Source organism: Synechococcus sp. PCC 6717 (assembly GCF_022698185.1).
In the GTDB taxonomy this organism is placed as follows: Bacteria; Cyanobacteriota; Cyanobacteriia; order Thermosynechococcales; family Thermosynechococcaceae; genus Thermosynechococcus; species Thermosynechococcus lividus.
In genome coordinates this window covers 116,347-128,885 of record NZ_JAKLTV010000001.1, presented here as the reverse complement: position 1 = coordinate 128,885, position 12,539 = coordinate 116,347, and the positions used below count along the sequence as shown (strand labels likewise).

General features: G+C 53.8%; 11 protein-coding genes. All 11 read left to right on the top strand.

Annotation, left to right across the window (positions count from 1 at the left end; genetic code table 11):
- Nucleotides 1–3: 3 nt before the first annotated feature.
- The 11 genes from ftsY to L5470_RS00575 all read left to right on the top strand — a co-directional run bounded on the left by ftsY (nt 4) and on the right by L5470_RS00575 (nt 12,530).
- Complete coding sequence (ftsY, locus tag L5470_RS00625) at nt 4–1,368, top strand: signal recognition particle-docking protein FtsY (protein WP_099798511.1); 1,365 nt, start codon at nt 4–6, stop codon at nt 1,366–1,368.
- Nucleotides 1,369–1,370: 2 nt separating this feature from the next.
- The gene (locus L5470_RS00620; protein WP_499497511.1) at nt 1,371–2,549 is read left to right on the top strand and encodes an LL-diaminopimelate aminotransferase; all 1,179 of its coding nucleotides are present in this window, start codon (nt 1,371–1,373) and stop codon (nt 2,547–2,549) included.
- A 136-nt stretch (nt 2,550–2,685) separates the two neighbouring features.
- The gene (gene lepA / locus L5470_RS00615) at nt 2,686–4,497 is read left to right on the top strand and encodes a translation elongation factor 4 (RefSeq protein ID WP_499497510.1); all 1,812 of its coding nucleotides are present in this window, start codon (nt 2,686–2,688) and stop codon (nt 4,495–4,497) included.
- Nucleotides 4,498–4,508: 11 nt separating this feature from the next.
- The gene (locus tag L5470_RS00610) at nt 4,509–4,688 is read left to right on the top strand and encodes a hypothetical protein (protein WP_099798514.1); all 180 of its coding nucleotides are present in this window, start codon (nt 4,509–4,511) and stop codon (nt 4,686–4,688) included.
- A 61-nt stretch (nt 4,689–4,749) separates the two neighbouring features.
- A complete protein-coding gene (locus L5470_RS00605; RefSeq protein WP_099798515.1) occupies nt 4,750–6,384 on the top strand; it encodes an alpha-D-glucose phosphate-specific phosphoglucomutase in 1,635 nt (544 codons plus the stop codon).
- Between the two features lie 2 nt (nt 6,385–6,386).
- Nucleotides 6,387–7,664: an exonuclease subunit SbcD gene (gene sbcD, locus L5470_RS00600; protein ID WP_099798516.1), complete on the top strand. Its 1,278-nt coding sequence runs from the start codon at nt 6,387–6,389 to the stop codon at nt 7,662–7,664.
- 902 nt (nt 7,665–8,566) lie between these two features.
- Nucleotides 8,567–9,550, top strand: a complete 984-nt coding sequence (locus tag L5470_RS00595; RefSeq protein WP_099799021.1) for a 30S ribosomal protein S1 — start codon at nt 8,567–8,569, stop codon at nt 9,548–9,550.
- A 1-nt stretch (nt 9,551) separates the two neighbouring features.
- Complete coding sequence (gene pdxA, locus L5470_RS00590; protein WP_499497509.1) at nt 9,552–10,595, top strand: 4-hydroxythreonine-4-phosphate dehydrogenase PdxA; 1,044 nt, start codon at nt 9,552–9,554, stop codon at nt 10,593–10,595.
- A 100-nt stretch (nt 10,596–10,695) separates the two neighbouring features.
- Nucleotides 10,696–11,019, top strand: coding sequence for a DUF1825 family protein (locus L5470_RS00585; protein ID WP_448515072.1), 324 nt, complete (start codon nt 10,696–10,698; stop codon nt 11,017–11,019).
- A 12-nt stretch (nt 11,020–11,031) separates the two neighbouring features.
- A complete protein-coding gene (locus L5470_RS00580; protein ID WP_499497508.1) occupies nt 11,032–11,877 on the top strand; it encodes an aminotransferase class IV in 846 nt (281 codons plus the stop codon).
- A gap of 128 nt (nt 11,878–12,005) precedes the next feature.
- Complete coding sequence (locus L5470_RS00575) at nt 12,006–12,530, top strand: transposase family protein (RefSeq protein WP_499497506.1); 525 nt, start codon at nt 12,006–12,008, stop codon at nt 12,528–12,530.
- Nucleotides 12,531–12,539: the final 9 nt, after the last annotated feature.

Below are 12,539 nucleotides of genomic sequence, written 5' to 3'. Positions count from 1 at the left end.
CGGATGGTTTTTAACTGGTTTCGGCGTAAGTTTGGTGGTAGTGGCGAGAGTGAGGTACCCGCTGATACGGTTGCCACGCCGCAGCCAGAGGCTTCCGCAGCGCCACCAGACCTAGAACCAGACTCCCAGGCGGCTGAGGGCGGCCTTCTCAATTGGGCGAAAACGGCTCTGCAATCTATCCAGTCGCGCCAGAATCCTAGGACGACGGAAACAGCGGAAACAATCACTGCAACTGAGGTCAGCGATGCACCACCAGATGCTGTGTCCGAGGCACCCCCTCCGGACATCGTACATCCAGTGGCAGCAGAGGAACCGGAGGCCGCAGAGACCGTGGCACCGGTTGCTCTCGATGCTGGATTTTTGTGGTCAGCGGAAGTGTTAGCTGCCCAAGGTCGTCGCCCTGAAGAGGTGGATCTCGAGGAAATTACGTGGCTACAACGACTACGTCAAGGCTTAGGCAAGACCCGCCGCGGGCTGGTGCATCAACTGCGCTCCATTGTGGGTCAAGGCCCGTTAGGGCGTGATGCGGTTGAAGAGATTGAAATGCTGCTGCTGCAATCTGATGTGGGGGTGAAGGCCACGGATCAGATTATCGCCGCACTGCAAGCCAAAATTCGCCAAGAGACCTTACCCGCCGATCAGGCGATCGCCTACCTCAAGCAAATTCTGCGCGATACGCTAGATGCCCCTTTTCGCAACGGCTATGCCCAAGATTTTGCCCCCCAGAAAGGGCAGCTCAACATTTGGCTGATCGCTGGGGTGAACGGTGTAGGTAAAACGACGACCATTGGCAAATTGGCTCATATTGCCAGCCAATCGGGCTATCGCTGTTTGATTGCGGCGGCGGATACCTTTCGAGCCGCGGCCACAGAACAGGTTAAAGTTTGGGGGCAACGCTCCAATGTTGAGGTTATTGCCAATCCCGGTAAAAATACTGACCCGGCGGCAGTTGTGTTTGATGCGATCGGTGCTGCCCAAGCCCGGGGCACCGAACTGCTGTTGGTGGATACCGCCGGACGGCTGCAAAATAAGGCCAACCTCATGGAAGAACTCAAAAAAATTCGCCGCATTATTGATAAAAAAGCCAGCAATGCCACCATTGAATCGCTACTAGTGCTCGATGCCACCCTAGGGCAAAACGGCCTGCGGCAGGCGCAGGTGTTTGCTGAGGCGGCACAGCTTACGGGGGTGATCTTGACGAAGTTGGATGGCACGGCCAAGGGGGGGGTTGCCTTAGCTGTGGTTCAAGAGTTGGGGCTACCGATCCGTTTTGTGGGGGCAGGCGAAGGCATTAAGGATTTACGACCGTTTTCCAGTTTTGAGTTTGTAGAGGCCTTGCTCTCCAGTGAGGTGGAGGTGGCGGCGTGATCTTGGCCGATCGCCTCGGGTACTTCCGCAGCAATGTCTTTGATGCCATGGATCGGGTTAAAGCAACCGTGGCGGCCACAGGGCAGTCGATTGTGGATTTATCCTTAGGCTCTGCGGATTTACCGGTTGCCCCCCATATTCTGAGGGCGATTGAAGCCGCCCTGCAGGATCCGAGTACCTATGGCTACCAGTTATTTGCCAGCACCGCTGCCTTTCGGGTGGCAGTGGCAACGTGGTATGAACGGCGATTTGGCCTCAAAGTTGACCCGGAACGGGAAGTGCTCACGCTGATTGGCTCACAGGAGGGAACGGCTCACCTCCCCCTTGCGGTGATGAATCCCCGCGAGTATGCTCTTGTGCTCGATCCGGGCTATCCGTCCCATGTGGGTGGGGTCTATTTGGCAGGCGGGCAGGTCTATCCCTTGCCGCTACGGGCAGAGAACCAGTTTTTACCGGACTTAGAGGCTGTCCCCTTAGCTGTTCGTGAGCAGGCCAAACTCCTGATTCTCAGCTATCCCCATAACCCTACCGCAGCAGTCGCCCCCCTAGCATTTTTTGAAGAGGCGGTGACCTTTTGCGATCGCCACGGTATTATTCTGGTGCACGACTTTCCCTACGTTGATTTAGTGTTTGATCGTGAGCGCGCCCCCTCGATTTTTGAGGTGGATCGCGATCGCCAAGTGGGGATTGAGTTTTATAGCCTATCAAAGTCTTACAATATGGGCGGCTTTCGCATTGGCTTTGCCATTGGTCGCACTGACTGCATTGCTGGGTTGCGTCAGGTGAAATCGGTCATTGACTTTAACCAGTATGCGGGAATTTTACGCGGGGCGATCGCTGCTCTCACCGAGGATCAAGCCTGCGTGCGCCAAACTTGCGAGACGTTCCGGACGCGGCGGGATGCCTTTGTCCAAGCCCTCGCAGATCACGGCTGGTTCGTACCCCTGCCACCCGCCACCATGTACGTTTGGGCTCAGCYCCCCCCGCCGTGGCACCAAGACTCCCTTGGCTTTTGTCAATCCTTGGTCAAAGCGACTGGCATTGCAGCCGCACCTGGATCTGGCTTTGGCCAAGGCGGCGAAGGCTATGTCCGGTTTGCCCTTGTGCGCGATCGCCCCTGTTTAGAAATTGCGGCAGCTCATATTGCCGCCTTTACCCTAAAAGAAGGTTCACTTCTTTAGAGCAGCACGTCACCCTGTGCCTCAGGCGATCGCCAACACGTCATCAAAACCCCAATCAACCTCGTATGAGTAAGTAGTATGTCAAAATCAAGTCAGGGGTCTTTTAACATTTCTACAAGTTTGCGGCTGCATTTTTATGACTGACGTTCCAGTTTCCCATATTCGTAATTTTTCGATTATTGCCCACATTGATCATGGTAAATCGACCCTTGCCGATCGCCTCTTGCAATTTACTGGCACCGTCGATGCGCGGGACATGAAGGAACAGTTCCTCGACAATATGGATTTAGAGCGGGAGCGGGGGATTACCATTAAGCTGCAAGCAGCACGAATGACCTACACAGGGCGCGATGGCCAAACCTACATCCTCAACCTGATTGATACCCCCGGCCATGTGGACTTTTCCTACGAAGTGTCCCGCTCCTTGGCCGCCTGTGAAGGCGCCTTGCTCGTCGTGGATGCGTCCCAAGGGGTGGAAGCCCAAACCCTCGCCAACGTTTATCTTGCCCTTGAGCACAACCTTGAAATTATTCCAGTCCTCAATAAAATTGACCTACCGGGGGCAGAGCCGGAGCGAGTGAAGGGGGAAATTGAGGAAATTGTGGGGCTAGATTGCTCCCAAGCTGTCTTGGCCTCTGCGAAAGAGGGGATTGGCATTGCCGAGATTCTTGAGTCGATTGTCCACCTCGTGCCGCCGCCCCAAGATACCGTAGCGGATCCCCTACGGGCGTTGATTTTTGACAGTTACTACGACCCCTACCGCGGTGTCATCGTCTATTTCCGCGTCATGGATGGGGTGGTGCACCGGGGCGATCGCATCCGTTTAATGGCATCCGGCAAAGAGTACGAGATTGACGAACTAGGGGTGCTTGCCCCCAACCAAACACCCGTTGAGAGCCTCCACGCCGGAGAAGTGGGCTACCTCGCCGCAGCTATTAAAGCGGTAGGAGATGCCCGGGTCGGCGATACCATTACCCTTGCCACCAAACCAGCCAAGGCTCCCCTGCCGGGCTATACCGAGGCCAAGCCCATGGTATTTTGCGGGTTATTCCCCACCGATGCAGCGCAGTTTGAAGACCTGCGGGATGCCCTTGAAAAGCTCAAGCTGAACGATGCGTCCTTGCACTATGAGCCGGAAACCTCCAGTGCCATGGGATTTGGCTTCCGCTGTGGCTTTTTGGGGCTGCTGCACATGGAAATTATTCAGGAGCGCCTAGAGCGCGAGTACAATCTAGACTTAATCATTACCGCTCCGTCCGTGGTCTATCGGGTCACCACCTTGAAGGGGGATGTGCTGACCATTGACAACCCCAGCCTCCTGCCTGAGCCGCAATACCGCCAGAAAATTGAAGAACCCTACGTCCAAGTGGAAATGATTACCCCCGAAACCTACGTCGGCACCCTGATGGAGTTAGCCCAATCACGGCGGGGGRTTTTTAAGGATATGCGCTATCTCACGCAAGGGCGCACCACCCTCATCTACGAGCTGCCCCTAGCGGAAATTGTTACTGACTTTTTCGACCAAATGAAGTCGCGATCGCGAGGCTACGCCAGTATGGAGTACCACCTGATTGGCTACCGTGAAAACGACTTGGTGAAACTGGATTTGCTCATTAACAATGATCCGGTGGATTCCCTAGCGGCCATTGTCCATCGCGATAAGGCATACTACGTTGGCCGTGCCCTTGTCAGCAAACTCAAAGACTTGATTCCACGGCATCAGTTTAAGATTCCCATTCAGGCGGCCATTGGTTCGCGCATTATTGCCAGTGAGAGTATTCCTGCTTTGCGCAAAGATGTGCTAGCCAAATGCTATGGCGGGGATGTCTCGCGCAAACGTAAACTGCTAGAGAAGCAAAAGGCGGGTAAAAAACGCATGAAAGCCATCGGGAGTGTCGATGTGCCCCAAGAAGCATTTATGGCCGTTCTGCGGCTGAAGGACGAATAGGGAGCATACAGATGTCCACATCAAAATGGGTGGCCGTCGTCACCGGCGTTATTTCCTTACTGCTGGGGGTGGGCTACCTCCTACTGGTGCAGCTTTTAGATTGGCGGGGCGACTTCCAGCCCGCACCGATGGGACTACTACTTAGATTCGCCTTGCAGCTTGGGGGATGGTACTCCTCCAACGTTCTTTGATGTTGCCTACCGCAGCGCCCCAACTCGCAGTACACTAGCCTTGACAGGCTTAGGACGCGACATGGGTATTCAAGTCATTCCTACGACTCCCTTTAGTGATCAAAAACCGGGCACGTCCGGACTTCGCAAAGCAGTACCGGTCTTCCAGAAACCCCACTACCTTGAAAACTTTATCCAAGCAATTTTCGACACCATTGGCGATCCCCAAGGGCGACCCCTTGTCCTAGGGGGTGATGGTCGCTATTTCAATGCTGAAGCGATTCAAACGATCCTCAAGATGGCGGCGGCCAATGGCTTTTCCCGCGTCAAGGTAGGGCAAAACGGAATTCTTTCTACCCCTGCGGCCTCCTGCGTCATCCGCAAGTACGGTGCCATTGGTGGGATTATCCTTTCAGCTAGCCACAACCCTGCCGGTCCCCAAGGCGACTTTGGCGTTAAGTTCAACACCGCCAATGGTGGCCCCGCACCGGAAAAAGTCACCAATGCAATCTATGAACGCAGCTGTAGCCTCCGCCAGTACACCATCTACACAGCACCCGATGTGAGCCTGCATACCCTTGGGGAGTTCCCCCTAGGGGAAATGATTGTTGAGGTGATTGATCCGGTTGCTGACTATCAGGCGCTTTTGGAAAGCCTGTTTGACTTTGACTGTATTCACGATGCCATCACGGGTGGGCGACTGTCCCTGATCTTTGATGCCATGCATGCTGTCACAGGTCCCTATGCCCACCAGATTTTAGAGACGCGCCTAGGGGCACCCCGGGGCACCGTGCAACATGGGGTGCCGCTGCCGGATTTTGGCGGGGGTCACCCGGATCCTAATTTGGTCTATGCCCATGACTTGGTGCAGCAACTCTTTGGTGACGATCCGCCGGTGTTTGGTGCTGCCTCTGATGGCGATGGCGATCGCAACATGATTTTAGGCGCGAATTGCTTTGTTACCCCCAGTGATAGTCTGGCCATCTTAGCGGCAAACGCCACCTTAGTGCCCGGCTATAAGGAGGGTCTGGCGGGCATTGCCCGTTCCATGCCCACCAGCCAAGCGGCCGATCGTGTAGCGGCCACCCTAGGCATTGACTGCTACGAAACCCCAACGGGTTGGAAGTTTTTTGGCAATCTCTTGGATGCGGGCAAAGCAACCCTCTGCGGCGAAGAAAGTTTTGGCACTGGCTCTAACCATGTGCGAGAAAAGGATGGGCTTTGGGCGGTGCTATTTTGGCTCAATATTCTGGCGATCAAGCAACAGTCAGTGGCAGATATTGTGCAGTCTCATTGGCGCACCTATGGCCGTAATTACTATTCCCGCCACGATTACGAAGGCATCGACAGCGATCGCGCCCATACCCTGATGACCCAACTCGAGCAAAAGCTACCGCAGATGGTGGGGCAGTCTTTTGGGGCGTACACCGTGGCGATCGCCGATAACTTTAGCTACACCGATCCGGTGGATCACAGTGTTAGTACCCAGCAGGGTCTGCGTCTGATCTTTGACGACGGCAGCCGCATTGTCTATCGCCTCTCGGGTACAGGAACGCAAGGCTCGACCTTACGGGTGTATTTGGAGCGCTTTGAGCCGAATCCCCACCACCAGCACCTAGATGCCCAAGTTGCCCTTGCGGATCTCATTGAATTGGCCAACCAAGTGGCCAATATCCAAGGGTTAACGGGTCGCGATCGCCCCACCGTGATTACCTAGACATGAACGTCCTCCACGTTTCTGACATTCACCTTGGCAGTGGCCTCAGTCATGGCCACATCAATCCGGCCACAGGACTCAATACGCGGCTGGAGGACTTTATTGCTGCGCTGGGCACCTGCATTGATCGCGCACTTGCCGAGCCAGTGGATTTAGTTCTATTTGGGGGCGATGCCTTTCCCGATGCAACGCCCCCTCCCTTTGTTCACGAAGCCTTTGCCCAGCAGTTTCGCCGTTTAGCCGATGCCCAAATTCCTACGGTACTGCTGGTGGGCAACCACGATCAACACGCCCAAGGGCAGGGGGGCGCGAGTTTATCCCTTTACCGCACCCTCGGTGTCCCTGGGTTTATTGTTGGCGATCGCCTAGCCACCCATCGCCTGCACACCCGCGCTGGTGCTGTTCAAATCATCACCCTGCCGTGGTTGACCCGCTCGGCACTGTTAACCCGCCCGGAAACCGTGGGGTTGTCCCTTGCAGAGGTTCATCAACTGCTGCTGGATCGCCTGAGTGTTGCTCTTGAGGGCGAAATTCGCCAGCTAGATCCAGCACTGCCAACGGTGCTACTGGCTCATGCCATGGTGGATACTGCGCAGTACGGTTCCGAACGCTACTTAAGTGCTGGCAAAGGGTTCACGCTTCCCCTCAGCCTGTTGGCTCGCCCCTGTTTCGACTATGTCGCCTTGGGGCACGTCCATCGCCATCAAGTGCTGTGCTATGATCCGCCTGTGGTCTATCCCGGCAGTATTGAGCGGGTGGACTTTGGCGAAGAGGCAGAGGAGAAAGGGTACGTCCTGATTGATCTGCACAAGGGTAAAACCCACTTTCAGTTTTGCCCCCTGCCAACCCGACCATTTCAGACAATTCGAGTTGACCTAACGGAGATTGAAGGAGATCCCCAAGCCGCATTGTTAGCGGCGATCGCCCATCGCCCCACACGTGGTGCTGTGATTCGGGTGATTTACCAACTGCGTAGCGATCAACTCTCGCAGATTAACCTTGGGGAACTGCAACAATCCCTGACAGATGCCCACAGCGTTAGCTTTTTACCCCAACTGGTGAATACGCAGGCGATCGCCCGTCTTCCTAGCACAGCCCTAGAACAAGCCCTCGATCCGAGCCATGCCCTGCACCTCTACCTCGACCACCATCCTGAGCTAGAGCCACTGCGGCAAGACTTATTAAACGCCCTGCATACGCTGTGCCCCAGCGATACCGAGATCACTCCACAGCTCACCGAGGAGACTGAACTGAAGATTGAGCAGCTACGGCTAATTTGAGGGGTTCAGGGGGCTATAAGTCCCGCACTGTACCTGAAAGGTCAGCGTCGGGAGGATGTCACATTCTGCTGGTAAACAGGTCAAACGACCTCGCTTTTATTGGCGGTCTGGGGGKAGGGATTGGTTTTGGATTGCAGGATGTGAGACGTAATTTTCTGTTTGATGGCATAGACAGAAGTCTTACAGGCGTTCGCAAATTCCTTTAGGTTGACCCCCACTAACAATGCACAAGCAATATAATTGTGCTGAATCTGGGCTTTGCAGCATTGGCAATTTGCTACCCCAGCTGTCTGTTTTAATTCTCGATAAAAATATCAACGTTGCATCGTTTACTGTACTCCTCCTTTACTTCCTTTGCTCCCGCTACCCACATCAGATTCTCTACTCGTTGATAGCACTCCTCTCCTTTTACTAATCTATTCCCTTTCAGAGGACAATGGTATATCTAGGGGCGTGCCACCTTCTGAGTAGAACACTCAGACTGAGTAGAACACTCAGAATTGAGGCATCCTCAAATTGTTTGTGCCATTGGCTGTGGATGTGTTGAGTCTTGGGTGACACGGATTGACCGACGGGTTCAACGATCAGGAGCCAGCTGGCATCCMCCCCATGCMCCCMAAGTGCTAGCCCGCCGTTGCACTTATCTCAACGGCTGCCGCGATCCTCAGCACCTTTTTCTTCCGATAAGGGACACGCTCTCCTACCACTCCAGTTGATTTACTGGACGCAGCAGGATTTTTCTGACGTGCCTAGCCAATACGGGAACTCTAGGCTACTATTATAGATCCAGTCAGAAAGTGTTCGAGCGATCGCTGGTATCATTGCGTATGGCACCCACTCTGCCCGCTTGAGAACTCACTATACATCTTAATTTTCGTTAAAGGAGCTAGGAACATACTCGCATGGTCAATCAGGAAAAAACGTTAGATGTGGGCTTTACGCACGCTGATTTTGCAGCCTTACTCGACCGATACGACTATCATTTCAATCCCGGCGATATTGTAGCAGGGACAGTTTTTAGCATCGAGCCAAAAGGCGCCCTGATTGACATAGGCGCAAAAACTGCGGCCTACATCCCCATTCAAGAAATGTCAATCAACCGCATCGATAGCCCCGAAGAAGTCCTGCAATCCAATGAAACCCGGGAGTTTTTCATTCTTGCGGATGAAAACGAAGAAGGGCAACTTACCCTTTCCATCCGTCGCATTGAGTACATGCGGGCATGGGAGCGGGTACGCCAGCTTCAGGCTGAAGATGCCACGGTGCGCTCTCAGGTCTTTGCCACTAATCGTGGCGGTGCCTTAGTGCGCATTGAAGGGCTGCGAGGCTTTATTCCCGGTTCCCACATTAGTACCCGTGTCAACAAAGAAGAACTGGTCGGTGAGGAGCTCCCCCTAAAATTCCTAGAAGTGGATGAAGAGCGCAACCGCCTTGTCCTCAGTCATCGCCGTGCCCTTGTTGAACGTAAGATGAACAAGCTGGAAGTCTGCGAAGTAGTGGTTGGGACGGTGCGGGGTATTAAGCCCTACGGTGCCTTTATTGACATCGGCGGGGTCAGTGGCCTGCTCCACATCTCCGAAATCTCCCATGATCACATTGATACGCCCCACAGTGTCTTCAATGTCAATGATCAGTTGAAGGTGATGATCATTGATCTCGATGCTGAGCGCGGACGTATCTCCCTCTCCACCAAACAGTTAGAGCCAGAGCCGGGCGACATGGTCAGAAATCCGCAGTTAGTCTATGAGAAGGCGGAGGAAATGGCCGCTCGCTACCGTCAGCAACTCCTGCAACAACAGCAAGCGGCTATGGCAGAACAAGAGACTGACGACCTCCCCGCAGCCACCGACGAAGACGCTGCTGAACCCATGCTACAAGAGGCATAGCTTGGCTCTCGCCATTACCCTTGGGGATCCCGCTGGCATTGGCGCTGAAATTGTTCTCAAAGCCCTAGCGCACTTCCCTCCTGAGGCGTTAGGCCAGTTTTTTATCAGTGGCAGTCGCTCCCTCCTTGAGGACACCTACGGTTGGCTCAGCCAGCGCGGTCAAGCCGTTGTGCATCCAGCCCTGCTACAGGTATGGGATCATCCCCTGATCTCCAATGTACGTCCCGGCTACCCCAGCTCAGCAACGGGGGCAATGAGTTTTGCTTACCTAGAAACCGCCATTGCTGCTGCTAAAACTGGAACGGTGGCGGGTATTGTGACCGCACCCATTAGTAAGGCGTTGTGGCACGCAGCCGGCTATGATTACTCTGGCCAAACGGAGGTTCTGGCTTGCCATACGGGTGGTTCTGAGGTGGGGATGCTCTTTTTGGGGCGATCGCCCCAGACCCACTGGGTACTCACGACCCTGCTGGCTACAACCCATATTCCCCTGTCCCAAGTGCCGCATCACTTAACCCCAGCCCTGTTAACCCAGAAACTAGAGTTACTTGTCAGTTTTTTGCAGCACTGCCGGGGATTAGCACGGCCGCGCATTGCCGTTGCTGGCCTCAATCCCCACAGTGGCGAGCAGGGGCACCTTGGCCGCGAAGAAGTGGAGTGGCTCATCCCGTGGTTAACAACGGCTCAGCAGCAGTACCCCCACGTTCAAATTGTTGGACCTGTGCCACCGGATACCCTCTGGATTGGTGCGGCGCACGCATGGTGGGGCACCCCCTCTCAGCACCCCAGTTACGATGCCTACCTTGCCCTCTACCACGATCAAGGTCTGATTCCAGTTAAGATGCTAGCCTTTCATGACGCGGTGAACACCACCATTGGGCTGCCCTTTATTCGCACCTCTCCCGATCACGGCACCGCCTTTGATATTGCCGGTCAGGGCATTGCCGACCCCCGCAGCCTCCTCGCAGCAATCCATTGGGCACAAGAGCTGACCACCACCGGCAAGATCGGTTTTCCCGCCCATACTTGCCTCAGGGGAGTTTGATAGAATGCCAGCAGAGGACTAAACGGTCACCACCCGTATTGCCAACTCTTTAGCACTTAAGGATAAACTCCATTGATTGCTGTGTCGGGCAGAAACCACTATGGGATTTTTTGATTCAGAAATTGTTCAGCAAGAGGCGCAAAACCTGTTTCTGGATTACCAGCAGTTGATGCAGCTTGGCTCTGAGTACGGCAAATTTGACCGTGAGGGTAAAAAAATCTACATCGAAAAAATGGAAGAATTGATGGAGCGCTACCGTATCTTTATGAAGCGGTTTGAGCTATCCGATGATTTTATGGCGCAGATGACGGTCAAGCAGCTAGAAACCCAGTTGAGTCAGTTTGGGCTGTCAGCTCAAGCAATGTTTGATCAGATGCATCAAACGCTTGAGCGCATGAAGGCCGAGGTAGAGCGCCAACCCTAGGACATTGCGGCTGTGCTGCTATTTAATCTTGACGGTGTTATCAGTACCGAAGCTAGCATTTCTGTTTTAGATCGCGGGTTTCTCTACGGGGATAGCGTCTATGAAGTGATCCGTACCTACGGTGGTGTTCCCTTTGCCTTGCTAGATCATCTGGCTCGCCTGCGAGCGTCGGCAGCTTACCTATACATGGCGGTGCCTTGGGACGATGCCCATATTATTAGGGAGGTTGAGCGTACCTTAGCCGCTGCCCCTAAAGGGGAGTACTATATTCGCATTGTGGTGACCCGGGGAGCGGACCAACGGATTGGCCTGTGCCCTGAACCGACGACCCAGCCGCGATTGCTCATTGTCCTGATGGCGATCGCCCCCGAACCCCATCTCAACTCGGCAGGAGTGCGTTTAACCATTGCCCAGCGGCAGCGCACCAGTATTGAAGCCCTTGACCCTGCTGCTAAAACTGGCAATTACCTGAACAATATCTTGGCGCTCCTAGAGGCGCAGCAGCGTGGGTTTGATGATGCCCTGCTGCTGAACGGGGCAGGCCAGATCACCGAGGCCACCACCAGTAATGTTTGGATAGTGCGGGCTGGGGTGGTGGAAACCCCTCCCCCTAGCGTCGGCATTCTCCACGGCATTACCCGCGCCACCCTATTAGAGATTTTGCAACAGCTAGAGATACCCCATCGTGAAACCATTCTCACCCCAGTGGACTTGGCCAACGCTTCCGAAGCATTTTTAAGCTCCTCTGTGCGCTTACTGATGCCCATTCGCCAAGTGGATGAAACTCTGCTCCCCTGCCCGGGACCCGTTAGCCAACGGCTATGGGACGCTTTACTGGAGGTGATGGAGAACCACTAATTCGGGCGTTGCACAGAAGGCATTGCTGAATGGAGCTATGAATTAGAGGGGAACAGGTACTGTTTGAAACTTCAAAGGGTCTATCGGACTTGGTATGCTAATGTAACATGCTATACGAAATCTAAGATATGCAGCTACTTCTAACTGATCTACTCAACCTACCTGGAATTGAGGTTGAAGATTATACCGATATTGCGGGAGAATTGATTCTTATAGTGGAAGCAAAGACAACCGAGGCGATTTGCCCACGTTGCCAACAAAAAAGTTGTCATTTACACCAGAATCATTGGTATCTAGTGCGAGATTTAAGCATCAGTGGACGAACCGTATTTCTTAAGATTCTTAAGATCAATCGTCGCCAGTTTAAGTGTCGAACTTGTGGTAAGCCATTCAGTGAAACGCTCGATTTCATCGGCAATCGTCGCAAGCAAACGGATCGATTTGCTCAGTCAATCGTGCAACAGGTTTTGCACAGCGACATTCATAATGTTGCAATTTCAAATGGTCTCACTGATGAAGAAGTATGGTCAATGGTACAGTATGTCAGTAAAAAAAGCACAAAGCTCAATATCGATTTGAGTGGAGTGTGTAGAGGGGCTGTGGCAGCCCCTTCTAAGGTCAAGTTAGAGCAGATTGGCTTTGCTCTAGCCTAACTCAGAGAA

Excerpts from the sequence above, each read along its gene's own strand:
- ftsY (WP_099798511.1), top strand. The coding sequence starts at position 4 with ATGGTTTTTAACTGGTTTCGGCGTAAGTTTGGTGGTAGTGGCGAGAGT.
- L5470_RS00595 (WP_099799021.1), top strand. The coding sequence starts at position 8,567 with ATGGTCAATCAGGAAAAAACGTTAGATGTGGGCTTTACGCACGCTGAT.
- L5470_RS00605 (WP_099798515.1), top strand. The coding sequence starts at position 4,750 with ATGGGTATTCAAGTCATTCCTACGACTCCCTTTAGTGATCAAAAACCG.
- sbcD (WP_099798516.1), top strand. The coding sequence starts at position 6,387 with ATGAACGTCCTCCACGTTTCTGACATTCACCTTGGCAGTGGCCTCAGT.
- L5470_RS00575 (WP_499497506.1), top strand. The coding sequence starts at position 12,006 with ATGCAGCTACTTCTAACTGATCTACTCAACCTACCTGGAATTGAGGTT.
- L5470_RS00585 (WP_448515072.1), top strand. The coding sequence starts at position 10,696 with ATGGGATTTTTTGATTCAGAAATTGTTCAGCAAGAGGCGCAAAACCTG.
- L5470_RS00610 (WP_099798514.1), top strand. The coding sequence starts at position 4,509 with ATGTCCACATCAAAATGGGTGGCCGTCGTCACCGGCGTTATTTCCTTA.